Here is a 25,512-nt window from a genome sequence, read left to right as displayed (position 1 = left end):
GTCATATCCCCCTGTAATAAATGTGGTTTTTTTAACACTTTTTACTACTTATTACGGTTTAATCATAAGATACTATCGTAAAACCCACATTAACTGCATGTTAAGAATTTGTTAACGACTATTTCAACTTATTAATAGTTTTGATGTTCCAAAATTTTTTAGCAATTATTTATTCGTGTTAAAAATTTGGTTTTGTGTGGAATCATGAGGTTTTCAACATTAATGGGATCGAGGAGGTAAGAGAAATCCTATAAAGATTTTCAAAATAAAAAGAAGCCCCTTTTCGAGGCTTCCTACTTTTAATAATTACGTAATGTTTCAACAGTCGTTTTATCAGTCGCTTTAACTAGCTTAACAAGTAATTCCTTTGCAGCTAAATAATCATCAACATGAATAATTGATGCCGCAGTGTGAATATAACGAGAGCAAATACCAATTACAGCAGATGGTACGCCATCGTTTGAAACATGTACTCGTCCAGCATCTGTTCCACCTTGTGAAACAAAATATTGGTAAGGAATTTTATTCGTTTCTGCAGTATCTAAAATAAATTCACGGATTCCTTTATGAGTAACCATCGTACGGTCTAAAATTCGTAATAAAACACCTTTACCTAATTGACCGAACTCAGATTTCGATCCTGACATATCATTAGCTGGGCTTGCATCTAATGCGTAAAAGATATCAGGTTTAATCATATTTGCAGCTGTTTGTGCCCCTCTTAGTCCAACTTCTTCTTGAACAGTAGCACCTGAATATAAAATATTTGGTAATGTTTCGTTTTGAACTTCTTTTAATAATTCAATCGCAAGTCCACAACCGTAACGGTTATCCCAAGCTTTTGCCATGATTTTTTTCTCATTAGCCATAGGAGTAAACGGACAAACAGGTACAATTTGTTGACCAGGACGAATGCCAATATTTAGTGCATCTTCTTTGTTATCTGCACCAATATCGATTAGCATATTTTTCATATCCATTGGTCTAGCTCTTAACTCATCGCTTAATAAATGAGGTGGAATTGAACCAATCACACCAATAACTGGTCCTTGATCTGTCATTACTTGTACTCTTTGAGCTAGCAATACTTGGTTCCACCAGCCACCTAGTGGTTGAAATCTTAACATCCCGTTTTCTGTAATTTGAGTAACCATGAAACCAACTTCATCCATATGACCTGCCACCATTACAGTAGGTCCATCTTCAGTTCCACGTTTAACTCCAAAAATACTTCCTAAACGATCTTGCACAATCTCATTTGTGTATTTCTCAAGTTCTTTTCTCATGAAGTGACGCACTTCATGCTCAAATCCTGGTGCACCTTGTAATTCTGTTAAAAATTTAAAAAGCTGTAGAGTGTCTTGATTCATAATTAAAGTTCCTCTCTGTACAAAACATATCTTCTTTTTTTATTTTATCTAAAAATAACACATAATACCAATGCTAACCGTTGAAATGTTGCTCCGGTTTGACTAAGATAAGTAGTAGAATATTATTTCAAGCGCATAATACATAAATAGAGGTGGTACAAATGAAACTTAAACGCGTCTTAATTGGCTTAGGTTTAGGTGTTGCTGGTGGACTATATTTACAAAAAAAATTATCTTCACAATATATTCCAGCAGAAAAAGCATTAAAAACAATTAAACCAGTATTTCTTTCATATGGTAATGTAACTGGAACTTGGATTCATTCAGAACCAAAGTGGGCAGATTTACCTGATTATGAAGGTGATGTTTATGAAGGTGGTTTTACAGTAGTAGAATCAGATAATGACACTACAAACTATTCATTCATCATTAATGCTGTAAATGGTGAGCTAATTTCTGCTCAAATTGTTTAACAACAATAGCCAAATTATTTGGAGCGTTCGATTGACTGTAATACTTGTCCTTCAGCGCTCCATTTTATTGCTCTAAATACATCGTCATGATAGAACGTAAACCAAGATTTTTTTTGCAGACCAAAATTAACCCATTTTTCTTTTGCGTAAATAGATGCCATTGGGTAATCATCATATGCCATAACCCATAATGGTGACTGATGTGCATGGGTAGGCATTAAATCCCCCATATGCAATAATAGCTCATCTTCTGTTTCAATTTTTATAATACTGTGCCCATCGCTATGTCCACCTGTGTGAATAATTGTTATTTCATCTGTTAAAGAATATTCTTTTTCAAATGCAATTACTTGGTGCTGAATTGCTTCCCAATTTTCTTTCCAATATGTATTACTTGAACGAATATTCGGATTTCTCATCTCATCCCATTCAATCTGAGACGTAATAATTTTTGCATTCGAAAATACAGGTTTGAATTCACCATTTTCAAATTTCGTTAATCCACTTGCATGATCAAAATGCAAATGTGTCATAATGACATAATCAATATCGTCTAGTTTTAATCCGTGCTTCGCTAATGATTCTTCTAACGCTGAATCCTCGGTAACGCCAAAATTTCTTTTTTGTTTCTCATTTAATTTATTAACACCAATGCCACTATCAATGATCATGTTTAAACCATTTGTTTGAATAAATACCGGGTCAGTACGTAAAGGAATTTGGTTTTTCTCATTAACAATATATTTTTTTGACCAAAGCGCCTTTGGAACAACTCCAAACATTGCTCCACCATCTAAATGGGTATTTCCTCCAGTAAGCCACTGAATTGTACAAGTTCCAATTTTTAACTGTTCCATACTTATCCCCCTTCTTTTTTACTAGACTTAAATATTATACCACTTTTACGAATTTACAGAATATTTTAAGATCAAGAATAGGTAAAAGAAAGGGAACAATACTGAATATGAAATGAAAATTCGTTTTAGATTGCCTAAAAATCAACAATCATATTAAAATTTCGTGTGTTATAGCAAATAAAAAAGACTATCATGATAAATATATCACGATAATCTTTTGATTAGATTAGTTTCTGTAAGCAGCTTCAACTCGGTAAATACGGTTACCTTTTGAAGAAAACTTCTCTTCGTATTCAGTCATAATATTTCCTTCAAAATCACTATTATGAAGATCTAAGCTTAAGAAATGCATAGTCATTCCGTAGTTGGCCATACTCATGATTGAAAACTCGAATAAATCTTGATTATCTGTTTTAAAATGAATTTCCCCATCATTTTTCAAGATTTGTTGATACATTTTTAAAAATGTTTTATGTGTTAATCGACGCTTTTCGTGACGAACCTTTGGCCATGGATCAGAAAAGTTTAAATATACTCGATCTATTTCTCCGTCATCAAAGAAATCCGTTAATTTTTGTGCATCTACATTTAACAGCTTTAAATTTGGAACTTCAGCTTCAATTAATTTATCTAATGCATCAGAAACTACACTTGTATATTTCTCAATGCCAATATAGTTAATATGAGGATTGGCTTTAGCCATACCGACCATAAAACGACCTCTACCAGTACCAACCTCGATATGAATTGGTTGATCATTTTGGAAAACCTCATTCCATTTCCCTTTTTGTTCTGACGGATTTGGAATTACATAATGAGCATTTTGTTTAACTTGATCTGCCGCACCTGGCTTATGTCTTAATCTCATAAGATATTACTCCCTCTCGATTTTGCAATTTATATTTACTCAAAGAAAAAACCAAGCACGATGGCACTCGGTTATTCACGTATAGTATAAAATCATTTCTTATAACACAAACTATTTCAAGTGTACTTAATAACAAAAGGATGTGAATTTATGCCTTTAAATCATGAACATCAATTAACAATTTTACGAGATATTCTAATGAATCACCAATCTGACTGTTGTGGAACTGTATCAGAATGTGAACAATTGGAAAGACTTGTTCAATCCTTATTAACGAACGACCAAATAACAGATGATGTGAAAAGCATGTTAAATGACGTTTATTTTTATAGTCAGTCTGGAAAGTATTCTGCTGATTTAGATCAGCACATTACAAACCACCAAAATCAACTCTCTCAATGGGTGACTGATTTCAATACTTATTCTTAATCTATATGACAATTTCCGAGGAAATTTTTATTTAATCTAATATCTTCTCTAGCAGGCTCTTCATTTTTTGAGTCTGCTTTTCATTTTCACGAAGAGTATACCATTTAATCCAAATAATTGTTTGAGCGACTACATACCATGTCATTCGATTTAATAGGTCTTCGGTTAATTTTATTCCATAATTTCGAAGCCATTTGTCCCAATCGTTCTGTTCTACATAGGTAAATAAAAACATGCCCAAATCAAATGCTTTATCAGCAATGATTGCTTCATCCCAATCGATTAAATATAGATTATTTGTCTCAGTAAGTAACCAATTATGATGATTTAAATCACTATGACAAACGACTAAATCCTCTGAATCAAAAGATGGCATATTTTCCTCTAAATATTCGATGCCTTTTACAATTATCTGGCTTTGTGTAAACTCTTCAGTAAGATTACCTACAATTGTTTGCAGTAAATCCTGAGGTTCTAAAGGATTAATTCCTAGCTTCGTTAACATATATAACAATTCTTTGGAAGAATGGATACGATATAAAAATTGCGCAACCCCTTTCGCAGAGAGCTCATAAGGTTCTAAACTACGTGCAATCACCCACTCTTGAGCAGTAAGTACATCACCATTTTCTAGTCTTCTAGTCCAAACTAATTTTGGAACAAAGCCAGCTGCTGATAAAACTGCTAAAAAAGGAGAAGAATTTCTTTTTAGAAATAATCTCTTATCATTATTTTCTGCTATATACGCTTCACCAGTAAAACCACCGGCTGGCGAGATTGTCCATTCTTTTCCGAGTATTTCTTGTATATGATTATCCATTGTTCTTCCGTTCCTTGTTGTTATATATGTTTGTATTTACTATTATTTTATTACAAAAAGAAAGATAGCCTATTACAATCAGCTGTAATAAGCCATCTTTTACAAGTTTACATTGTTTAATTAGAATCTGCAAGTAGTTGCTAGTATTTTACTAATACAACGGTCGAAAGCGATGGCATTGGTAATTTATTATAATCCACTTTCATCCCTTTATTAACATAATGATTATGACCATCCCATATAAATTCCCAATTGTCTTCTTCATTTCCTAAATCAATATAAATATCAGAGAGACCATTATGAAATAACACCATAATCTCTTTAACTTGGTCGATTTCTTCTAACCCGCTAATTCGGTAACCAATTAGATCTCGATGAATATTGACTGGCGTTACATACTTTTCTATTTCTTCTTTCAAAGAAAAACGGAAACTATTAAAGCGCTTTCGAATTGTGATAAATTCTTTTATAATTTCAATCGATGTCGCTTCACGTTCTGCTCTTGCCCAATCAATACTATTTATTGTGTCGCCTGAATTATAACTGTTTTCGATCCCTTTTTTTGTTCTAAAAAACTCCTGGCCACTATGCAGAAACGGTACACCAAACGAAAATAATACAATACTTGTTCCAAGTAAATGCCTTTTCTTTAGTATTTCCTCATTCTCTTTCTGATTGGAAAGCTTTAATCTATCCCACATAGTGTGATTATCATGTGATTCAACATAATTTATTGATTGATATGGCTCTTTAAATAAATTTACTTGTTTATTAATCCCAACGCTTCCTAAAAGTAAATCAGACAAGTAATCATTATGAATATTATTGCCTTGTATAAACCCTATTTCTTGAAATGAAAAAGTACTTCCTTTTATTCCATCGCGAAATTTATCATTAAAAAACCCAACCATTGATAGTTGATGACTTTGGTTTATTGTTGCTTTTCGAGAAGATGGACTTAATGCTGTATTTAAATCCCAACCTTCTCCAAAAATGATTATTTCTGGTTTTAAGATTGTCAGTTCAGTTACTATTTCATTCATTGTATCCGTATCCAATATTCCCATTAAATCAAACCTAAACCCATCGATGTCATATTCTTTAGTCCAATATTTTATTGATTGTAGAATAAATCGTCTAGCCATCAATCTTTCAGATGCAAAGTCATTCCCAACTCCTGTACCATTCGATGGTAAACCACGTTCATCTTGTCTAAAATAATATCCTGGTACAATTTTTTCGAATTGACTAGTTTGTAATTCATAAACATGATTGTAAACAACATCCATAATAATCCGTAAACCATGCTCATGATAAACTGAAATAAGTTTCTTTAATTCATTTATTCTTTCTATTGGTTCATCCGGTTTTAAGCTATAACTACCTTCTGGTGCATTGAAATTCAATGGATTATAGCCCCAATTGTAGCTTTGGAAAGGGTTATTTTCATCTATTCCTTCAAAATCAAAAAATGGTAATAATTCAATATGTGTAACTCCTAACCTGCATATATAATCTAAACCTGTTGAAAAACCATTGTACATCGTATCTTTTTCATGAAATCCTTGAAAAGACCCCTTTTTTTGAATCCCACTTAGTGGATGTGAAGTAAAATCTCGAATACTGGCTTCGTAAATAATACAATCAGTATACTTATTTGGTGGTTTACTATTTACCTTACTAACTTTGCTACTCTTCGATAAATCAATTACTACACTATGTTTACCATTTACAGTAACTGCTTTTGCATAAGGATCGACAGCTTCTCGCCAAATCAGATTCACACATACTAAAAAATTATAAACTAAACCGTCACAATCACGGTCGATTACTGCTTTCCATGTCCCTTTTCCTTCTCGCTCCATAGACATTTCAGTAAACTTTTCTTCTTCACCGTATTCTTGATAAATTCTTAACTTAACCTTAGAAGCAGTAGGTGCCCATAATTTAAATTGTGTAGAATTACTTGTGTAAACCGCACCTAAATCCTCTCCATCATAGGCATATTTTTCATCAAAGTCCTTCGAACGAATAACTCCACCTACTTGTAAATCTGTGCGAATACCAAATTCATCTTCAATCTCATACTTTTTTTCTAACAAAATTACTTCAGTAGTCAAAACAGTATATTTAAAAAAACGCTCAAACTCTATTCGAGATACGACAGGGAGCCTAGTTTTCCGACCATCCACTTCAATTAGTTCAAAATATGACTGCACTGTATGTTTGTTCGTTTTGGGAATAATCATTGTTATTTCTTGAAATCCATCTATATAAGCTTCAAAAGCCCTTTTAATATGAAACAACGCTATTCACCATCCAGACTATAAATTTAAAACTTTTAAATAAAAACACGCATTTTCATTATTTATTAAATCGATATGATTAGTATATTCACAAAGAGTTAAATTGGATTCAAAACAAAAATGATGTTACCATTCCGTTTTCATGCTTCTTCTGAAAGTATTCGTTAGTTTCTTCAAATATTTCTTATATCTAACCAATTTGTTCAAGTTTTTAAATAATATTTATTTACTTTAATGAAATGGATTCAGCAATATGGTAACTTGGTTTTTGGGAAGGTTGAATCTTATATAAAATGACTTCATTCACTTTAAACTTTAAAGGTTCTTCTTCCCAACTAAGTGGGATTTCAAATTCCTTATCGAACCTATCATTATATTTCTTTGCGATTGTAATATGAGGATTATATGGTCGTTTATCAATTGAAAAACCGCTTTCTTCACAAATCTTACTAATTCTATTTTGTAATCCCAATAATTCAACACTATTTTCTAAACCAAACCACCATACACGTGGCTGTACTGTACTCCCAAAAATACCTAACTGGTGAATCGACAAATCAAAACTTTTAAAATCGATAAGCTCTTTTTGTAGTTGATCCATAAGCTCTACACTTTTTGTATATGTAACAGGACCTAAAAATGATAAAGTAATATGAAAATCATCTTTAAAAGTCCATTTCTTTAAAGGTAATTTTGTATACCATCTTTTTGAATAATCATCTAAAATTTCTTTTATTTGTATTGGCAAAGGAACAGCAAGAAAATAATGTTCACTCAAATTACGCAATCTCCTTTTTATCTTTTATGTTAGAATCCTTTTTTAAGTATTGCATGATTCCAACTGCAACTATACTAAGAGATCCAAATAAAATATAAATTGCTTTAATTGAAAATGCCTCTGATATAAATCCACTTATGAAAGTACAGAACCACTCTCCCAACCCTAAGCCTAAACCAGAATAAATTGTAACAGCAGTTGCTTTTAAAGAATCCGGTGCTTGATCTCTTACAAACTGGAGAGCTGCTGGAATAAATAATCCAACCGATAGTCCTTGTGTAAGACAAGATAAAAAAAGAATCGAAATCGGAGGATTTGTAAAATAAAAATACCATCTTAAAGCCGATACTAAAGCGGTTGCAATTAATATATTATATATCCCAAAACGATCAATTAATCTCTTGGCTACTTGCAAAAATGGTGCTTCACTACCTGCAGAAATTAGAAATGCAATACCAACACCCGTTAATGTTCCACCTAAAGATTGAATATATAAACCGAAATAAGTATTATTTGCACTAATTGGTCCAAAAACTAAAAAGGCACAAACTAAAAATAATAAAAATCTTTTATTAGATAACAAAATCGGGACTCCTTTTAAGATTGGCTCCCTTTTGCTGATTGTCGTAGCGTTAGGAATAAAAATTGAAATACCTAAGCCGACTAGAATACAAAAAGCAAATACGAAAAATATAATGACTAAACCAAAAACTTCAGCTAATCTTCCCGAAACTAATACAGCAAATGCAAAACCAATTGAGCCATATAATCGAATAGCTCCGTAATTCCCACCAATTTTTTGGACAAAATTCAGTGCAATACTATCTGAAAGAGGAATTAAAGCACTTTGTGTCATCGATAACATGATAACAACAAATAAAAGCATGCCATACGAAGTGATTGTAGAATAGAAAAGTGCAATTACGATTGTGGAGATTTGCGCTATAAGCAACATTTTTTTAGGATTAAGCGTCATGTCACTAACCATTCCCCATAGAGGCTGTGAAAAAATAGCAACGATTGGTGTTAAAGACATTAATATTCCAATTTGTGAAGTTGATAAATCCAACACATTTTTAAAGTAAGAAGAAAGTAAAGGTCCTAGCGATCCTATTGCAAAAAATAAACAAAAATAATAGCCCTTAAAAATAAGTAAGATACTATTTTTACGTGCTTGTAATGTGTTCAAAAATTCTCAACTCCTAAAAAAATACATAAAAAAGGGGAGGAAATTTTCTCCCCTTACTAACGAAAAACGCTCGCTTTACCTTATTGTCTCAAAAAATCGAGTCGTTTAATCAGTCTAAAACTATAATTACTTAACTAATTCAGCAATCGACTGTGCATAAATTGAAATTGCTTTTAATAAATCATCAATTTCAGCATATTCATCTTTTTGATGAGCTACTTCCGGTTTCCCTAAGAATAATGGTCCAAAAGCTACACCTGCACTTAATGAACGTGCGTATGTGCCACCACCGATTGTTAACAATGTTGCTTCCTCACCCGTTTGCTCTTCATATACTTTTTGTAAAGTTTGAATTAATGGGTGATCTTTTGGAACATGGTGAGGCTTAGAATTTTTAATTTCATTAAATTCAAAGCTATATTTACTTCCACGTTCAGTAAGTGTTGAAATAACAAAGTCAATATCAGTTGTCACTGGATAACGTAAAGTTAATCCAAATGAACCACCATTATTTTCATCGTATTGCATAATTCCTAAATTAATTGTTAAATCTCCAGTAATATCATCATTAAACGCAACGCCAATGTTTTTACCACGAGAGTCACCTTTGAAGTTTTCAACGATAAACTTTAAGAAACGATCAGCATTAACATTAAATTCAAATTGATTTAAGAAGCTTGCTAATGCAATACCCGCATTCTTACCTTTATCAGGTTCCATTCCATGTACTGAAACGCCTTCTACTGCTAAAACTTGGTGTCCATTTTCTTCAGAAACTTGAGCTTTACATCCTAGCTCACTAACATGTTTTGTAAATGCTTCTTGATCAAAGTTTGGTCCTGAAACGATCGCTTTTGCATAATCAGGTACCATATTTACTCTTCTACCTGAAGAGAATGAAACTAATTTATATTCACTCTCGTTATCTTCATTTAACTGCATTTGTTTGAAATTAATATCTAATATTCCCTTTTCAGCGTAAATAATAGGGAAATCTGCATCAGGTGCAAAGCCCATTGTTGGCATTTCTTCTTTTTCAAAGTAGTGATCAACACAACGCCATTGGCTTTCTTCATCGGTTCCAAGAATCATACGTACGCGTTTATTAATTGGTAAACCTAATTCTTTAACAATCTTCATTGCATAATAAGCGGCCATTGTAGGACCCTTATCATCAATTGCGCCTCGTGCATAAATATTTCCATCTTTAATAATTGCATCAAATGGATCATGAGACCAGCCATCTCCAGCAGGTACAACATCTAAGTGACAAAGAATTCCTACTAGTTCTTCGCCGCTTCCCATTTCTAAGTGACCAGCATATCCATCAACATTTTTTGGAATAAACCCGTCTTTTTCACCTAAATTTAACATGTATGTAAGTGCTTCATTAATACCTTTACCCATAGGTGCTTCTTTTGTAATTGTCGCCTCATCATAAACGCTTTCAATATTAAGAAGTTCAATCGTTTGCTTTAAATAATCTTCTTTACGTTTTAAAACTTCTTCCATCCAATTAATTTGTGTCATAGAAATACCTCCTTTAATATAAACAGTTTATCACCTTTTAAAATTTAAACATAATTTATTAATAAATGGAACGAAAAAAGAAGGAATATGACACTCTTTGTAGAATATATTACCTTAAACTTGCAAAATGATTACGTTTGCGCAAATTTTCATTAAATTTTTGTATTATTTTCATAAATTTCGTTATGAAACTACTGAAAAAGAGTAAAATGAAAATATAAGCTTAACTAGTAATATACTTAACTAACCTGTTATGAAACAATGCGGTAGGTAAAGGAGTGGTTTTTTGAATTCTGGAACTTCTCGAATGCTGACTCGAATTAAAGCCATTTACATGTACATTAGTGAAAATGGCACCGTTTCTACAAAAGACCTAGTGGAGGAGTTTGGTATTACACCTAGAACAATCCAACGAGATTTAAACATTTTAGAGTTTAATAATCTAGTTTATAGTCCAAGTAGGGGAAAATGGGCCGTAACAGGGAAAAAAGTAAAAGCTTCTTCGTAAAAAAAGAAAAACAAAAACCTATGATTGTCTTGTCTGACGTCTAATCAAGGGTTTTTGTTTTTCTTTTGGCTCTCAATTAAGAATATATTAGTTGATATCCGTTTAAACTTTATGCTTACATTTTGATTCATCTTAACCTAATTTATACGTAACGCTTTATTTCTCTTCGTTAACCGACTTTAATAGGTCAATCTCTTCATCAGTCAATTCTCGATATTCACCTAACTCTAAATCTTCATCTAACTTTAAAGGACCCATCTCAAGTCTTTTTAAGTAAGTAACTTTCTTTCCTACTGCTTCAAACATTCTTTTAACTTGATGGAATTTACCTTCCATAATAACTAATTCGATTTCAGATTCTTCTCCGGATTTAAGAATTGTTAAATAACCAGGTTTTGTTAAATAACCATCCTCTAGTGTTACGCCTTTTTCAAATGCTTTAATATCAGCTTCAGTTACTACTCCATCAATCGTTGCATAATACTTCTTTGGTACGTGTTTTTTAGGAGAAAGTAATTGGTGTGCCAAATGACCATCATTCGTAATTAATAACAATCCTTCAGTATCTTTATCTAAACGTCCAACTGGAAATGGCTCGAAAATGATATCTTCATATTCTAATAATCCGATTACAGTTTCATGCTCCGAATCTTCTGTAGCAGATATAACACCTGGTGGTTTGTTCATCATTAAATAAACAAACTCTTTATACTCTACTACTTCACCATTAACCGTTACAACTTGCTGTTCAATATCAACATGCTCTTTTGGGCTTTTTACAACATTATCACCAATTTTTACAACACCTTGTTTTAATAAAGACTTTACTTCTTTCCTACTGCCATATCCCATATTGGCTAAAATTTTATCAATTCTCATTAATTAGCACCTTTTCTTTCTAAATAAAAGTTTAAGAAAACTCGCCGATTAGCGAGCTTTTTTAGCGAAGTCAGAGGCGTAGTTGCATTAATACTTAATTCGTGAAATCAGCTTCTACGTCATTTTCCTCTCCGCTGTCAATTTAAACACTCTTAATGTGTAAAAAAAGGTGAACCACTAAAAAGAAGGTTCACCATATATTTTTATCCTCTTTTTCCAAACTTAAAACGATTCTTTAAACGCGCTCCTAAAATAATTTCAAATAAGTTTAATTTGTATGCAACCCCTAAATAAACAATAGCCCCTACAATTGCTCCAATTATGACAAGGAACATTGAAATCATTCGACCATCTTTATAAGTCCACCAGAATCCTAATACGTATTCTACAGCATAAACCGCTCCAGCCATTAAGCCAGATAAGATAATCATAAAGATGATCCTTCTAAATACTTTATTGAAAGAGAACTGCGCATTTTTACGAATATAATAGAAATTGTATACGATTGAAAATAAATAGCCTAATGCGGTCGCTGATACCGCGCCATATGTTTTAAATAAATGGATTAATGGTACATTTAAAATAATTTTTAATATTACTCCACCTATTAAACCAATAATCGCATATTTTTGTTTATCTAACCCTTGTAAAATGGCTACATTTACTGTGAAAAGTGAATACAATAAAGCTACTGGAGCATAAAAGCCTAGTATACTTCCACCAAGTGTACTTTTTTGATAAAATGCACTATAAATTGGTTCAGCCAAAACTGAGATACCTACTACAGCAGGAAGAGTTAGGAAGAATACAACCTGGTAGGTTTGGGTAATTTGACTTTGTAGCTTTTTATGATTTTTATTTACGAATGCTTCAGTTATAGCAGGAACAAGTGTTAAACCAAATGCCGTTGCTAATGAAACAGGAATCATAACTAGTTTGTGACTTGTGTATGAAAACATTACATAAGTATTCTCTGCAATATCTTTTAATCCTATTGCTTCCATTGCTCTATTATAAGTAAACTGATCCACTAATTGATATAACGGGATAGCAAGTCCAACAAAGACATATGGAATTGAATAAGAAAATAATTCTTTAAACATTTCTAATTTAGTAGGATAGATTAATCCTTTTGATTTTGGAAGAAGTTCATCTAAATGAACTTTTCGCTTTCTCCAATACCATAGTAAATTTAAAATACCACCTACAGCACCAATTGTAGCTGCAAACGTCGATAACCCTACTGCTTGAGTAATGGTTCCACCCATAACTTTTAGAATGATATAACTTCCAACTAGAGTAAATACAATACGTACAATTTGTTCAATTAACTGAGATACAGTAGTTGGGCCTGTTGATTGATGCCCCTGGAAAAAACCTCTATATAAACTCTGAGAAGGTACTAATATTAATGCAGTACTTACTATTCGCATAACTGAAACTACATCTTCTACACTATTACCTTTTGTATCTTTTGGAATCATAAGAGGTGCGATATAAGGTGCTATGATATATAACGTTAAAAACGAAAATATACCTGTACATATTAGGAGTAGCTGACTTGCATGAAAAAGCCTTCTACTTGTTTCATATTCTTCAATAGCATTGTACTTCGAAACGAACTTTGCTACAGCCAACGGAACACCTGCAGTAGCTATACTGATGAACAATGTATATGGAACGTAACCATAATTATATAATGCAGACCCTTTTGAACCAACTAACGCATAAAAAGGGAATGTATAGATCATTCCTAGAAATTTTATTAAAAACGTACCAGCAGTTAATATGAAGGTACCTCGTAGCAACTTTGAATCTGACATAAACTGCCTCCTACCAATTCTCGATCAAACTAACTAATCTATCTTACCATATCATATAAAAAGAAAAAATTAAAAAATGATAAGAAGTTGGAGCTTACTTGAAATAATGGTAAACTTACTAAAAGAAATTTGTAACGAAAGTAGTGAAATAATGGTTTATGACGTGATTGTAATTGGTGGCGGAACTTCTGGTCTGATGGCTGCAATTAGCGCTGCTGAAAACAAAGCTAAAGTACTTTTACTTGAAAAAGGAACTAAATTAGGGCAAAAACTCCTTATATCAGGTGGTGGTCGTTGTAACGTAACAAATCGCTTACCTATAGAGGAAGTTATTAAACATATACCTGGAAATGGCCGATTTTTATATAGTGCATTCTCTATATATAATAACGAGGATATCATACAGTTTTTTGAAAACATGGGGGTTGCATTAAAAGAAGAGGATCACGGGAGAATGTTTCCTGTATCAAATGACTCAAAATCAGTATTAAATGCATTAATGCAAAAACTAAAAAAACATCATGTAGATATTCAGACCAATCGAACTGTTAAAGACGTACTCTATGAAGATGGTAAAGTAGTAGGAATCATATTGGATGATCGAACAGTCATTCACTCAAAAAGTGTTGTCCTTGCGGTAGGCGGTAAATCTGTTCCACACACAGGTTCGACAGGTGACGGATATGCTTGGGCAAAAAAAGCTGGTCATACAATAACTGAACTCTTTCCAACAGAAGTACCTATTACTTCAAGTGAAGATTTTATTCAAAATAAATCATTACAAGGCCTTGCTTTAAGAGACATAGAATTAAGTGTATTAAATCCAAAAGGCAAAAAAGTAATAGCCCATAAAATGGACATGCTCTTTACTCATTTTGGAATTTCAGGCCCTGCCGCACTACGATGTAGCCAATTTGTATATAAAGTACAACAGAAGTTTAAAACAAAAAATGTAACGATGGCGATTGATTGTTTCCCAGAGCAAAACGAGGAATCACTATTCCAAGACGTAAACAGTATTCTAAAAGAAGAACCTAAAAAAGCGATTAAGAACGTTCTTAAAGGTTATGTACCTGAAAGATATTTACTATTTCTGCTTTCAAAATGCGAAATTGATGAGGCAACTCCTTGTAATGAAATTGCTACTTTGAAATTAAGAGAGCTTGTCCAATTATTTAAGGGCTTTTCATTTGTAGTAAACGGAACTCTTTCTATTGAAAAAGCATTCGTTACAGGCGGTGGCGTCTCAACAAAGGAAGTTCATCCAAAAGAAATGTCATCTAAAATCATGAATGGTCTTTATTTTTGTGGAGAAATATTAGATATTCATGGTTACACTGGTGGCTATAACATAACCGCTGCTTTGGTAACTGGTAGATTAGCAGGAGCATCAGCTGCAGAATATTCTCAAACGAATTTCTAAGAAATAAACAAAGGACCGAACGAATACATTTTTTCGCTAGGTCCTATAAACTTTACATATAGAAAAGCATAAGGATTGATTCTTAAGAAAATTTATAAAAGTTAAACTGTTATTCCCCAAACTTATTGCCATAGTTGTATTCGAAAAACAATCAAACTGATTTTCTAGTTTTAACTTATGCTTTTCGCTTATTATATTTTTCTTTGGCACAAATCCACCGTCCCTAATTTAAGGTCAAAGGCGAGCGTTCGATTGTTCGTGTTGCAAGTTCACTAATAAATAGAATCGTCCATCCTCTTCAACATACCCATCTGCCAATTGGAAAGATTGTTTTAAGTCTTTAAAGTAAAACTTTCCAATTAAATACTTTGAAGAATACAACTCCATATGCCCATCTTTAAATTTACCAATTATTTTATCGGTAATATCAATTTTTAATGTTTTAGGCAAATCAACCCCCTCCTTTCTAACAAGCAAAGACCTCAATGAAAAAATATATGAGGTTCTACTTTAATATATGTCATAACTCACGTTGTTAATATTCATTATGCCAAAAAACATTAGCCTAAATTAAACCAATTAAATAAAAAAACCCAACAAAAACGTTGGATTTCAGTAGGTAGACAAAATATCGATACAGATAAAATTTTTTTATTTGATCTCGCCTTCCCAGGCCATCATTCCACCTTCCATGTTGATCGCCTTATAGCCTAGCTCATTTAAATACTCACAAACATTCTCACTACGAACGCCTGCCTTACAAATAAAAATGTATTCAAATTCTTTATTAAAAACATCTAATTTGCTTGGAATTTGCCCCATAGGAATATGAACTGCTTCCGGAATTTTTCCATACTCAACCTCATAGTCCTCTCGTACATCTACTAAAAATAGCGTTTCTCCTGACTCTAAACGCTCTTTAACTTCATTTGCAGAAATCGTATTCATCATTGCTCACCCTTTCTTTATAGCAACATCTTAACAACTAATTATTTTCTATGCAAAAAGTAAGTTTAATTCTTTCCACCTTTTTCTGGGGGATGAGCTAGTAAAAAAGCAAAAACTCGAAATTTACTTACCCTTAAAAGGGACTTGGGTGGTAAAAAAAGCAATAATAAACAAAGAAAAAACCTCAAATGAGGTTTTTTCGAATTAACTATTTAGTTAGCAACGATATTTACTAATTTACCAGGTACAGCAATGATTTTTCGAACAGTTTTACCTTCAACTTGTTCCTTAACTGCATCGTCTGATAATGCAATTTGCTCCATTTGCTCACGAGAAGCATCTTTTGCAACAAGTAATTTCGCTTTTACTTTACCATTAATTTGTACTACGATTTCAATTTCGTCTTCTACAAGCTTAGCTTCATCGTATGCTGGCCATGTAGCATATGCAATTGAATCACTATGACCTAGCTTACTCCAAAGTTCTTCACCGATATGAGGAGCAACTGGTGCTATTAATTTTACAAAACCTTCAACCATTTCTTTAGGTAATTGGTCAGCTTTATATGCTTCATTAATAAACACCATCATTTGTGAAATTGCAGTGTTAAAGCGTAAACCTTCAAAGTCCTCTGTTACTTTCTTTACTGTTTGGTGATATGTTTTTTCAAGACTGCTAGAAGTAACACCATCAACAATTTTATCTGAAAGCTCTTCATTATCTGTAACAAATAAACGCCATACTCGGTCTAAGAAACGGCGAGAACCATCTAATCCATTTTCTGACCAAGCGATTGATGCATCTAATGGCCCCATGAACATTTCATATAAACGTAATGTATCAGCACCGTGGCTAGCAACGATATCATCAGGATTTACAACGTTCCCTTTAGACTTAGACATTTTTTCATTATTTTCCCCTAAGATCATTCCTTGGTTGAATAGCTTTTGGAATGGTTCTTTTGTAGGAACTACACCTAAATCATAAAGGAATTTATGCCAGAAACGAGCGTATAGTAAGTGAAGAACTGCATGCTCTGCTCCTCCAATATATACATCAACTGGTAACCAATGCTTTAGTAATTCAGAATCTGCGATTGCTTCGTTATTATTTGGATCAATATAACGTAAGTAATACCAGCAGCTTCCGCCCCATTGTGGCATTGTATTTGTTTCACGTCTTCCTTTTTTACCTGTTACTGGATCAACTACATTAACCCATTCAGAAATATTCGCTAATGGTGATTCTCCAGTACCACTTGGGCGAATATCTTCTGTTTTCGGAAGAATTAATGGTAATTCCTCATCAGGAACAACTGTCATAGTACCATCTTCCCAGAAAATTACTGGAATTGGCTCGCCCCAATATCTTTGACGAGAGAATAACCAATCGCGTAGACGATACGTAATTTTTTTCTCACCTGCTTTTGAAGAATCTAACCATTCGATCATTTTTTCAAGTGCTTCTGCTTTATTTAAACCGTTTAAGAAACCAGAGTTAACATGTTTGCCATCTCCAGCGTAAGCTTCTTTTTGAACGTCTCCACCTTCAACAACTTCAACGATTGGTAATTTAAATTCAACTGCAAATTCGTGATCGCGCTCATCATGTCCTGGTACTGCCATAACTGCACCAGTTCCATAGCTTGCAAGTACATAATCAGCAATCCAAATTGGAAGCTTTTCGTTATTTACAGGGTTAATTGCATATGCTCCTGTGAAAACACCCGTTTTATTCTTCGCTAAATCAGTTCTCTCTAGATCACTTTTCGATTTAACTGAATCGATGTATGCTTCTACAGCATCTTTTTGATCAGCTGTTGTAATTTGATTAACTAAATCATGTTCTGGAGCTAATACTACATAAGTTGCACCAAATAATGTATCAGGACGTGTTGTAAATACAGTTACTTTTTCATCGAATCCATCAACATTAAAGTAAACTTCTGCACCTTCAGAACGGCCAATCCAGTTACGTTGCATTTCTTTTAAGCTTTCTGGCCAATCTAATTCTTCTAGATCTTCTAATAATCTATCAGCATAAGCTGTGATTTTTAAGATCCATTGCTTCATTGGACGACGCTCAACCGGATGTCCTCCGCGCTCACTTTTTCCATTGATTACTTCTTCATTAGCTAAAACTGTACCAAGAGCTGGGCACCAGTTAACTGGAATTTCATCTACATAAGCTAATCCTTTTTCAACCATTCTTACGAAAATCCATTGAGTCCATTTGTAATAATTAGGATCAGTTGTATTAATTTCACGATCCCAATCATATGAGAATCCTAGAGCCTGAATTTGATTACGGAAAGTATTAATATTCTTTTCAGTAAACTCAGCTGGATCATTACCTGTATCTAATGCATATTGTTCTGCAGGTAGACCAAATGCATCCCACCCCATTGGATGAAGTACATTATAGCCTTGCATTCTTTTCATTCTTGAAAGGATATCAGTAGCTGTGTACCCTTCTGGATGACCTACATGTAATCCCGCTCCAGATGGATAAGGGAACATATCAAGTGCATAAAATTTCGGCTTGCTTGTATCGTCAGTTGTTTTAAACGTTTTATTTTCTAACCAATACTTCTGCCATTTCTGTTCAATAGAACCATGATTAAAACTCATATTACTGCCTCCTTTTTTCATGTATAAATGGCTCGGCTGTGGCCCTAGCGGTCTACAAATAAAAAAATCCTCCCATCCCAAAAGGGACGAGAGGATTTCCCGCGGTACCACCCAAATTAATGTAAAAATACATTCACTTGTTTCCGTAACGTGGAACACGACATTTATTACTTGGTAAAAACCGTTCACAAATGTGGCTTATGGGCGAGTTCATGAATAGAATGGATTGACTTTCACCAACCGTCAACTCTCTAAACCTCTTCATATTCACTACTATTCCCAATCATTGCCGATCATTTAGATTTAATTTATACCATTTTATTATAACCAAAGAAAAAGGTCAATTATACATTGCCCATTTTTAAGAAGCAAAAGTTTGATTATCAGCTTTTACTACTTTTTTTGCTAATCTTTCATAAAGCACAGAGAAGACCATGCTTATTACTAAAAAGATAACTAATATGATAAATAATACCCTCATATTAAAAGTATCAACAAGTGCTCCTCCAATAACTGGTCCAAGCATTCTTCCAACCGTTGCTGCACTATTTACAATCCCTTGATACATCCCTATACGATCTTTTGGAGCAAGCATATTTGCAATAGTTGGTACTGCCGGCCAGACGAACATTTCTCCGATCGTTAAAATGACCATACCCGTCATAAACATTGAGAAATGATCGGCAGTGCTTACAAGAATAGTCGAAGCGATAAAGAATCCAATTCCAAACAACATTTGCTTTCTCATACTTAACTCAAATTTACGTATCGCAGTTGATACGATTGGTTGAGCTAAGACAATAAGCGCACCATTTACAGTCCATAACAGACTATATTTTTTTAATCCAATGTGTAGATTTTGCATTTCTGAAGCAATCGTAGTTTGCCATTGAACATAAACTAACCAACATAAAACATACGCAACACAAACAATCATCAGAGCCTTCATTGAAGGAGTAAATGAAAATTTTTGTTTCTCTGCTTTCTCTAAATGAGTTTCTTTTAATTGCTTAGGTTCACCAATATCTCTAAATCCAAATAAAGCTACTAAGAAGAAAATAATATATAATAGCAAATTAGCGGAGAAAATATAATTAATATTAGCAGCTGCAACAACGCCACCTAAAGCCGTACCAATCGCCACGCCAAGATTTTGAGCTACATAAATTGCATTAAAAGCTTTACGACCACCCTCTGGCCATGCCGCTCCAACCATTGCATACATTGATGGAAATACAATGCCAACACCAAATCCTAATATTACGAAGAAAAAACTGTAATATGTCCAAGAATGATTAATAACCAACCCTAATATCGACAAAAACGTAATACTAATACCAGTAAGGATTGACCTATATCCCCCAAATTTATCGAAAAGCCAGCCCCCTAGCATATTACCAAATACACCGGCCAATGAATTAAACATTAAAATAAGCCCTGCAACAGACAAGGACTTTCCTAAATAAATATGGATGTATACTGTATTGAATGGCCATAAAAAAGAATTACCTGTTACATTTAAAATCATACCGATTAACAAAAACCATAGTTTTTTTGGCATCCCTTACTCCCCTCAAAGCTGTCCCTTTTTATCTATTTTTATCTCGTTAACTCATTAATTGTAGAGGAGAATCTTCCTAGTTTCAAGAGGCACGCATTAAGTGAGGAAAGATAAGAAAGACAAAAAACCTAGAAAGTATAAGAAAAGCAATATACGAATCCTAAAATTACCAGGTGAAAAGAAAAAAGGAAGGCATGCCTTCCTTTTCTTTTGCTCTTCCTATTCCCTATTTTCTTGCCTTAACCTTGCTTTGATCTCTGTGGTTGACCTTTTTTAGAGTTATTTATTTTTACTTGATCTACTGCTGAAAGTTCACCTGAGAATTCTGTATTCGCTTTATTCTTTGTTGTTTGCTCAGGGTTATTACTTTTTGACTTCTTTTTTACCATTTTTGGTTTCCTCCCAAGGATTGCATATTCTTGTACATATTCTTGCATATTCTAATCTCCTTTAGTGCGGAGTAATAATCATCTGATGTTGTAGTTGTGTTAATTGTCTTCGCAATCGATAGAACTCATCTTTATTTTCTGCATTTGCAAGGTTTGCAACTTTTTCAAGCTCAATAAGTGCTTCTTCAATTCCTGCCTGTGCTTGTGAATATTCAATATCATTATAATGCTCTTGTCTCATACCAATTTCTAATTGCTCTACTGCGTAATCATAAGCTTCTTTTGCTTTTTGTACTTGTTCTTGTCCGAAATTGCGATCTGTTATTCCCAAGAAAATACCTCCTTCAGACTTTAATGAAGTATCCGATATGTAGGTTACCTCAAGGATAGTATTTCCGAACCTTTCAATCAGAGTACAATTATTTCTTTACAAATAAGAAAGGTTTTTCCATTTGGTTTTCTTTATAGAGCATGATAAAATCGATAATATTGACTTAAATTAAGGGAGGGATGAGGAATGACAAAAAACAATCCTTTTCCATATACAATAGATCATAAAAGATATCATTCGTGGAATTATCACTTAAGACAACAATTTGGCGAAAAAGTTTTTAAAGTTTCAATCGATGCTGGATTTGATTGTCCAAATAGAGATGGTACAGTTGCGTTTGGAGGTTGTACTTTTTGTAGCGCATCTGGTTCGGGCGACTTTGCAGGAGATCGAGCTGAAGATGTTGTAACTCAATTTCATAAAATAAAAGATAAAATGCATGAGAAATGGCAAAACGGAAAATACTTAGGCTATTTCCAAGCTTACACAAATACTCACGCACCAGTAGAAGTATTAAAACAAAAGTTCGAACCAATATTAGAGCAAGAAGGCGTTGTAGGTTTATCAATCGCAACAAGACCGGATTGTTTACCAGATGATGTTGTTGAATATCTTGCAGATTTAAATAAACGAACTTATTTATGGGTTGAATTAGGATTACAAACTGTTCACGAAAAAACTGCAAATATTATTAATCGTGCACATGATTATAAAACTTACGTAGAAGGCGTAGAAAAATTAAGAAAGCACAACATCCGTATTTGTTCACATATTATTAACGGGTTACCTCTTGAAACTCCAGAAATGATGATGGAAACTGCGATGGAAGTTGCTAAACTCGATATCCAAGGAATTAAAATTCACTTACTTCACCTATTAAAAGGTACTGCAATGATGAAGCAATATGAAAAAGGACTAGTTGAATTCATGGATTTTGACGCTTATATTAACTTAGTCGTTGATCAGCTTGAAATCATTCCAAGTGATGTAATCGTACATCGTATTACTGGAGACGGTCCACCTGACTTATTAATCGGACCAATGTGGAGCTTAAAAAAATGGGAAGTACTGAATGCAATTGATCGTGAGTTTGAACGTAGAAATAGCTGGCAAGGTAAATACGCAAATAATCGAGTACAATTAACATGATTCTAGATCGCATTTTACCGTACGCTAGAAAGCTTCTCCAATCAACTGTTAAAGAAGGTGATATTACCATTGATGCCACAATAGGTAATGGTCATGATACAGTATTTTTAGCAAAATTGGTTGGTGAAACTGGACATGTATACGGATTTGATATCCAAGTACTAGCGATTCAAAAGACGACCGAAAGAATAAATAATGAAAATTTAAGCAATCAAGTTACACTTTTGCAAAGAAGTCATGCAGAAGTAAAAAAAGTAATCCCAGCTTCATTACACGAGAAATTAAAAGGTGCAATTTTTAATCTTGGTTATTTACCTGGTAGTGATAAATCAGTTGTAACAGTACCCGAGTCTACCATTTCAGCAATAGAACAAATACTTGAAATGATGGCACCAGAAGGAATTATCGTAGTTGTAATTTATCATGGTCATGAAGGCGGAGAAATTGAAAAAGATGCATTAATGAACTTTGCTCAAAACCTCCCTCAAGACTTGGCACATGTACTAACTTATCGATTTATTAATCAAGCAAATAATCCTCCTTTTATATTAGCAATTGAAAAAAGAGCTTAAGAAAAAACTGTCTATTTTAAGACAGTTTTTTTATTTTGTCCTCAATTTCTCAATTATAGAATTTTGTTTTGACCTCCTCATAACCATTATGAACCTTAAAAATTCATTAAAAATTCATTAATGGTAAATTTTTCTTAGAGAATTGGTAAAGATAAGAAAATCAAAAAAAGAAAGAAGGTTTTCAAAATGAAAAAAGCAATTTTTGCAGGTGCAGTAGTTAGTCTTTTTACACTTAGTACAATTACAGTAAATGCCGAAAATATTACAGCAGCAAATTATTATGTACATCCCCATCATGATCATGATGCAACTACAGATGATGGTGAGCATCATAGACATCACCATCACCATAAAGCAAATAAAATGTTAGAAAAACACAAAAAAGAAGTTGTTAAATATATTTCAAATTATTTAAATCAGCCTGAAGCAAATATCAATAAAGCTGTTGAGCAACATAAAATGGAAATGAAGAATTTAATATTTATTGCAGTTGTATCAAAACTTTCAAATAAACCTTTAGAGAATATCATCGCTCAAAAAGGTAAAACAAAATCATTTAAAGAAATATTAGATAATAATAATATTAAACGTGAGCAATTTTTTGAAGAAATGAAAAGAGTTCATCGAGATATATTTACTCAAATTGAACCAACTAAAAATTAATTTAAACGGTGCGCCTCTTAAGTCATTGTACTTATTGGGCCTCTTTTTTTGTTTAAATTACATTTTCAATGAAGCTTCATAAACAGACACTCAAGTTTTTTATTAAGAACATATCCTCTTTAGATAAAACATAAAATTTATTTATCAAGTAACTTTATCTATCTATAAAAATTCACAAAAAATTATTAATAATACCTAATTACGGCGTATTCATGGAATCAATTGAATAGTATGTAAAGATATAACCACTTAATTGATGCGTTCATACAAACCAAATAGTAGTTGATCGATATCAACCAACTTGAGGGCGTGAAGAGTTGACTACAAACCTAAACAATTTGAATAAAATATTTCGTAATGTTTTTCAGTTCATTTTACGGAATTCGAATTGGATATTATTATTAATTGGATTAATTGCGTTCATCAATTACTGGTCAGTTTTTTACCTTGTTTCATTATATAGAGGATTTCATACAGAATCTTCACAAGTAAATCAGATGACCCTTTGGGTAATTTATGGTTATTTTTATGGTTTCTTCGGAAGTATGATTTTAATTTATTTGCACTCTTTCGTACTAAAACATCTGTTATGTTTTCGAAAAATTAAAAGTGCCATTTCGTTTATACTCCTTCATTTTGCTTATTTTATTTCACTTATTTTATTAATTCTACTAAACTAGGTTTCTGTTTAATTTGTTACCACTTAAATACTTAAACTTGTTTTCTATTTTAATTTTAGTTTATAATTAGATTAAATTTAATGCATTGTTCGGAGGAGCCTGTCACGATAGGGAGAAGTATGTAATTTACATACCCTATCGTGGTAGGTTCTTTTTTTATGCGTTCAGATAGGAGATGAGATTATGCTTTATGTGCAACTTGCAATTATATTGATTGCCTCTAAAGTTTTTGGGGATTTAAGTACAAAACTTGGTCAGCCTGCAGTTTTAGGAAAGCTATTAATAGGGATCATACTAGGTCCAGCTGTTCTTGGTATCATTACTGAAACTGAAACATTACATGAAATGAGCGAAATTGGCGTCATTTTACTTATGTTTATTGCAGGTTTAGAAACTGATCTAAATGAATTTAAACGAACTGGGAAAGCTTCTTCTTATGTAGGGGTTCTCGGAATACTATTCCCATTATTCTCAGGTTATCTTTATGGAATTTCCATAAACTTAAGTCAATTTGAAGCTATTTTTTTAGGGCTGATTCTTTCTGCTACTAGTGTAAGTATTTCTGTAGCTACATTAAAAGAAATGGGTAAACTTAAAACAAAAGATGGGGCAACCATTTTAGGGGCTGCCGTAATTGATGATATTGTTGTCATCATAGCATTAGCATTTGTTATGAGTTTCAGTGGTAGCGTCGTTAGTTTACCAATTCTTTTATTTAAAAAGTTTATATTTTTTACATTTGCCATATTAATCGGTTGGAAGATTGTCCCTTGGTTCCTAAAAAAGTTTATAAAACTCAACGTTTCAGAAACACTAATCTCTGCTGCTTTAATAATTTGCTTCTTATTCTCAGCCTTTGCAGACCAAACGGGTATTGCTGCAATAATCGGCGCTTATATCGCAGGAATTTCGATATCCGTTACTAAGTTTAAACAAGAGGTTTTTGAAAAGGTTGAAACTATAGCTTACTCTGTGTTTGTACCTGTGTTTTTCACCTTAATAGGCGTATCAGTTCAATTTACGGGGTTAAGTGATTCGATTCCGACTATTATTATGATAAGTATTATCGCTATTCTAACGAAACTAATTGGTGGAGCATTAGGAGCAAAACTGGCGGGATTTCCAACTAAAAATTCACTCGGAATTGGTTCAGCTATGGTATCACGCGGGGAAGTTGCCTTGATTATGGCATCAACAGGTTTAGCAAATAATCTTTTAAGTAAGGAAATGTTTGCGATTCTTGTTATAGTGGTACTAATCACAACAATTGTAACTCCACCACTTATGAAGTTATTTTTCACAGAAAAATGTGAAGCTTTAAATGAAAATGTGTAAA

Annotated in this window: 24 protein-coding genes and 1 other annotated feature; of the genes, 8 read left to right on the top strand and 16 right to left on the bottom strand. The window is 33.0% G+C overall.

Annotated elements, in window-relative coordinates:
- Positions 1-299: 299 nt before the first annotated feature.
- Complete coding sequence (locus tag ABEY15_RS11915) at positions 300-1,370, bottom strand: M42 family metallopeptidase (RefSeq protein ID WP_429890277.1); 1,071 nt, start codon at positions 1,368-1,370, stop codon at positions 300-302.
- A gap of 161 nt (positions 1,371-1,531) precedes the next feature.
- Here ABEY15_RS11915 and ABEY15_RS11910 point away from each other — a divergent pair, with 161 nt between their 5' ends.
- Positions 1,532-1,843, top strand: coding sequence for a PepSY domain-containing protein (locus tag ABEY15_RS11910; RefSeq protein WP_056473349.1), 312 nt, complete (start codon positions 1,532-1,534; stop codon positions 1,841-1,843).
- Positions 1,844-1,857: 14 nt separating this feature from the next.
- Here ABEY15_RS11910 and ABEY15_RS11905 read toward each other — a convergent pair whose 3' ends face one another.
- Together ABEY15_RS11905 and trmB are read right to left on the bottom strand one after the other, a co-directional pair.
- On the bottom strand, positions 1,858-2,700 hold the full coding sequence (locus ABEY15_RS11905) for a YtnP family quorum-quenching lactonase (protein WP_429890276.1): 843 nt from the start codon (positions 2,698-2,700) through the stop codon (positions 1,858-1,860).
- Positions 2,701-2,926: 226 nt separating this feature from the next.
- Positions 2,927-3,568 (bottom strand): tRNA (guanosine(46)-N7)-methyltransferase TrmB, encoded by a 642-nt coding sequence (trmB, locus tag ABEY15_RS11900; protein WP_429890275.1) that lies wholly within the window; start codon positions 3,566-3,568, stop codon positions 2,927-2,929.
- 150 nt (positions 3,569-3,718) lie between these two features.
- On the opposite strand from trmB, the gene ABEY15_RS11895 reads away from it, so the two are divergent.
- A complete protein-coding gene (locus tag ABEY15_RS11895; protein ID WP_429890273.1) occupies positions 3,719-3,997 on the top strand; it encodes a YtzH-like family protein in 279 nt (92 codons plus the stop codon).
- A 31-nt stretch (positions 3,998-4,028) separates the two neighbouring features.
- On the opposite strand, the gene ABEY15_RS11890 is transcribed toward ABEY15_RS11895, so the two are convergent.
- The 5 genes from ABEY15_RS11890 to pepV form a co-directional block, all read right to left on the bottom strand.
- Entirely contained in the window at positions 4,029-4,817 is a 789-nt protein-coding gene (locus tag ABEY15_RS11890; RefSeq protein WP_429890272.1) for a phosphotransferase family protein, read from the bottom strand.
- Between the two features lie 140 nt (positions 4,818-4,957).
- The gene (pulA, locus tag ABEY15_RS11885; protein ID WP_429890271.1) at positions 4,958-7,123 is read right to left on the bottom strand and encodes a type I pullulanase; all 2,166 of its coding nucleotides are present in this window, start codon (positions 7,121-7,123) and stop codon (positions 4,958-4,960) included.
- Between the two features lie 226 nt (positions 7,124-7,349).
- Entirely contained in the window at positions 7,350-7,901 is a 552-nt protein-coding gene (gene thpR, locus ABEY15_RS11880; RefSeq protein ID WP_429890269.1) for an RNA 2',3'-cyclic phosphodiesterase, read from the bottom strand.
- A 1-nt stretch (position 7,902) separates the two neighbouring features.
- A complete protein-coding gene (locus tag ABEY15_RS11875; protein ID WP_429890267.1) occupies positions 7,903-9,090 on the bottom strand; it encodes an MFS transporter in 1,188 nt (395 codons plus the stop codon).
- A gap of 126 nt (positions 9,091-9,216) precedes the next feature.
- Positions 9,217-10,620 (bottom strand): dipeptidase PepV, encoded by a 1,404-nt coding sequence (gene pepV, locus ABEY15_RS11870; protein ID WP_429890266.1) that lies wholly within the window; start codon positions 10,618-10,620, stop codon positions 9,217-9,219.
- 307 nt (positions 10,621-10,927) lie between these two features.
- On the opposite strand from pepV, the gene ABEY15_RS11865 reads away from it, so the two are divergent.
- Positions 10,928-11,128: a DeoR family transcriptional regulator gene (locus ABEY15_RS11865; RefSeq protein ID WP_056473526.1), complete on the top strand. Its 201-nt coding sequence runs from the start codon at positions 10,928-10,930 to the stop codon at positions 11,126-11,128.
- A gap of 156 nt (positions 11,129-11,284) precedes the next feature.
- On the opposite strand, the gene ABEY15_RS11860 is transcribed toward ABEY15_RS11865, so the two are convergent.
- Positions 11,285-12,007, bottom strand: a complete 723-nt coding sequence (locus ABEY15_RS11860) for a pseudouridine synthase (RefSeq protein WP_069034721.1) — start codon at positions 12,005-12,007, stop codon at positions 11,285-11,287.
- A 203-nt stretch (positions 12,008-12,210) separates the two neighbouring features.
- Positions 12,211-13,830: a putative polysaccharide biosynthesis protein gene (locus ABEY15_RS11855; protein ID WP_429890265.1), complete on the bottom strand. Its 1,620-nt coding sequence runs from the start codon at positions 13,828-13,830 to the stop codon at positions 12,211-12,213.
- 151 nt (positions 13,831-13,981) lie between these two features.
- Between ABEY15_RS11855 and ABEY15_RS11850 the strand changes: the two genes are divergently transcribed.
- The gene (locus tag ABEY15_RS11850) at positions 13,982-15,253 is read left to right on the top strand and encodes an NAD(P)/FAD-dependent oxidoreductase (RefSeq protein ID WP_429890361.1); all 1,272 of its coding nucleotides are present in this window, start codon (positions 13,982-13,984) and stop codon (positions 15,251-15,253) included.
- A 234-nt stretch (positions 15,254-15,487) separates the two neighbouring features.
- Here the strand turns inward: ABEY15_RS11850 and ABEY15_RS11845 are convergent, their stop codons facing one another.
- The 6 genes from ABEY15_RS11845 to ABEY15_RS11820 form a co-directional block, all read right to left on the bottom strand.
- Complete coding sequence (locus ABEY15_RS11845) at positions 15,488-15,703, bottom strand: DUF2553 family protein (RefSeq protein WP_069034724.1); 216 nt, start codon at positions 15,701-15,703, stop codon at positions 15,488-15,490.
- 201 nt (positions 15,704-15,904) lie between these two features.
- Entirely contained in the window at positions 15,905-16,204 is a 300-nt protein-coding gene (locus tag ABEY15_RS11840) for a rhodanese-like domain-containing protein (RefSeq protein ID WP_069034725.1), read from the bottom strand.
- 209 nt (positions 16,205-16,413) lie between these two features.
- A complete protein-coding gene (leuS, locus tag ABEY15_RS11835; protein WP_429890264.1) occupies positions 16,414-18,831 on the bottom strand; it encodes a leucine--tRNA ligase in 2,418 nt (805 codons plus the stop codon).
- 79 nt (positions 18,832-18,910) lie between these two features.
- Positions 18,911-19,127 (bottom strand) — a binding site (T-box leader).
- A gap of 65 nt (positions 19,128-19,192) precedes the next feature.
- Positions 19,193-20,392, bottom strand: coding sequence for an MDR family MFS transporter (locus ABEY15_RS11830; RefSeq protein ID WP_429890263.1), 1,200 nt, complete (start codon positions 20,390-20,392; stop codon positions 19,193-19,195).
- Positions 20,393-20,631: 239 nt separating this feature from the next.
- Positions 20,632-20,781 (bottom strand): glycogen biosynthesis protein GlgD, encoded by a 150-nt coding sequence (locus tag ABEY15_RS11825; RefSeq protein ID WP_429890360.1) that lies wholly within the window; start codon positions 20,779-20,781, stop codon positions 20,632-20,634.
- Positions 20,782-20,842: 61 nt separating this feature from the next.
- Positions 20,843-21,106, bottom strand: a complete 264-nt coding sequence (locus ABEY15_RS11820) for a DUF2524 family protein (RefSeq protein WP_088013635.1) — start codon at positions 21,104-21,106, stop codon at positions 20,843-20,845.
- A gap of 192 nt (positions 21,107-21,298) precedes the next feature.
- Here ABEY15_RS11820 and ABEY15_RS11815 point away from each other — a divergent pair, with 192 nt between their 5' ends.
- From ABEY15_RS11815 to ABEY15_RS11800, 4 genes are all read left to right on the top strand, one after another.
- On the top strand, positions 21,299-22,261 hold the full coding sequence (locus ABEY15_RS11815; RefSeq protein WP_248268038.1) for a TIGR01212 family radical SAM protein: 963 nt from the start codon (positions 21,299-21,301) through the stop codon (positions 22,259-22,261).
- Positions 22,258-22,833: a class I SAM-dependent methyltransferase gene (locus ABEY15_RS11810; protein WP_429890261.1), complete on the top strand. Its 576-nt coding sequence runs from the start codon at positions 22,258-22,260 to the stop codon at positions 22,831-22,833. Before ABEY15_RS11815 ends, ABEY15_RS11810 begins: the two co-directional genes overlap by 4 nt.
- Before the next feature lie 186 nt (positions 22,834-23,019).
- Entirely contained in the window at positions 23,020-23,496 is a 477-nt protein-coding gene (locus ABEY15_RS11805) for a hypothetical protein (RefSeq protein WP_429890260.1), read from the top strand.
- An 863-nt stretch (positions 23,497-24,359) separates the two neighbouring features.
- Complete coding sequence (locus ABEY15_RS11800) at positions 24,360-25,511, top strand: cation:proton antiporter (RefSeq protein ID WP_429890259.1); 1,152 nt, start codon at positions 24,360-24,362, stop codon at positions 25,509-25,511.
- The last annotated feature ends 1 nt before the right edge of the window (position 25,512 follow it).

The organism is Gottfriedia acidiceleris (assembly GCF_050457485.1).
In the GTDB taxonomy this organism is placed as follows: Bacteria; Bacillota; Bacilli; order Bacillales; family Bacillaceae_G; genus Gottfriedia; species Gottfriedia acidiceleris_D.
The sequence above is the reverse complement of the archived record's forward strand: the minus strand, read 5'-3'. Positions and strand labels throughout refer to the sequence as shown.

Excerpts from the sequence above, each read along its gene's own strand:
- ABEY15_RS11915 (WP_429890277.1), bottom strand. The coding sequence starts at position 1,370 with ATGAATCAAGACACTCTACAGCTTTTTAAATTTTTAACAGAATTACAA.
- ABEY15_RS11910 (WP_056473349.1), top strand. The coding sequence starts at position 1,532 with ATGAAACTTAAACGCGTCTTAATTGGCTTAGGTTTAGGTGTTGCTGGT.
- ABEY15_RS11905 (WP_429890276.1), bottom strand. The coding sequence starts at position 2,700 with ATGGAACAGTTAAAAATTGGAACTTGTACAATTCAGTGGCTTACTGGA.
- trmB (WP_429890275.1), bottom strand. The coding sequence starts at position 3,568 with ATGAGATTAAGACATAAGCCAGGTGCGGCAGATCAAGTTAAACAAAAT.
- ABEY15_RS11895 (WP_429890273.1), top strand. The coding sequence starts at position 3,719 with ATGCCTTTAAATCATGAACATCAATTAACAATTTTACGAGATATTCTA.
- ABEY15_RS11890 (WP_429890272.1), bottom strand. The coding sequence starts at position 4,817 with ATGGATAATCATATACAAGAAATACTCGGAAAAGAATGGACAATCTCG.
- pepV (WP_429890266.1), bottom strand. The coding sequence starts at position 10,620 with ATGACACAAATTAATTGGATGGAAGAAGTTTTAAAACGTAAAGAAGAT.
- ABEY15_RS11865 (WP_056473526.1), top strand. The coding sequence starts at position 10,928 with ATGCTGACTCGAATTAAAGCCATTTACATGTACATTAGTGAAAATGGC.
- ABEY15_RS11860 (WP_069034721.1), bottom strand. The coding sequence starts at position 12,007 with ATGAGAATTGATAAAATTTTAGCCAATATGGGATATGGCAGTAGGAAA.
- ABEY15_RS11855 (WP_429890265.1), bottom strand. The coding sequence starts at position 13,830 with ATGTCAGATTCAAAGTTGCTACGAGGTACCTTCATATTAACTGCTGGT.
- ABEY15_RS11850 (WP_429890361.1), top strand. The coding sequence starts at position 13,982 with ATGGTTTATGACGTGATTGTAATTGGTGGCGGAACTTCTGGTCTGATG.
- ABEY15_RS11840 (WP_069034725.1), bottom strand. The coding sequence starts at position 16,204 with ATGATGAATACGATTTCTGCAAATGAAGTTAAAGAGCGTTTAGAGTCA.
- leuS (WP_429890264.1), bottom strand. The coding sequence starts at position 18,831 with ATGAGTTTTAATCATGGTTCTATTGAACAGAAATGGCAGAAGTATTGG.
- ABEY15_RS11830 (WP_429890263.1), bottom strand. The coding sequence starts at position 20,392 with ATGCCAAAAAAACTATGGTTTTTGTTAATCGGTATGATTTTAAATGTA.
- ABEY15_RS11825 (WP_429890360.1), bottom strand. The coding sequence starts at position 20,781 with ATGGTAAAAAAGAAGTCAAAAAGTAATAACCCTGAGCAAACAACAAAG.
- ABEY15_RS11815 (WP_248268038.1), top strand. The coding sequence starts at position 21,299 with ATGACAAAAAACAATCCTTTTCCATATACAATAGATCATAAAAGATAT.
- ABEY15_RS11810 (WP_429890261.1), top strand. The coding sequence starts at position 22,258 with ATGATTCTAGATCGCATTTTACCGTACGCTAGAAAGCTTCTCCAATCA.
- ABEY15_RS11805 (WP_429890260.1), top strand. The coding sequence starts at position 23,020 with ATGAAAAAAGCAATTTTTGCAGGTGCAGTAGTTAGTCTTTTTACACTT.
- ABEY15_RS11800 (WP_429890259.1), top strand. The coding sequence starts at position 24,360 with ATGCTTTATGTGCAACTTGCAATTATATTGATTGCCTCTAAAGTTTTT.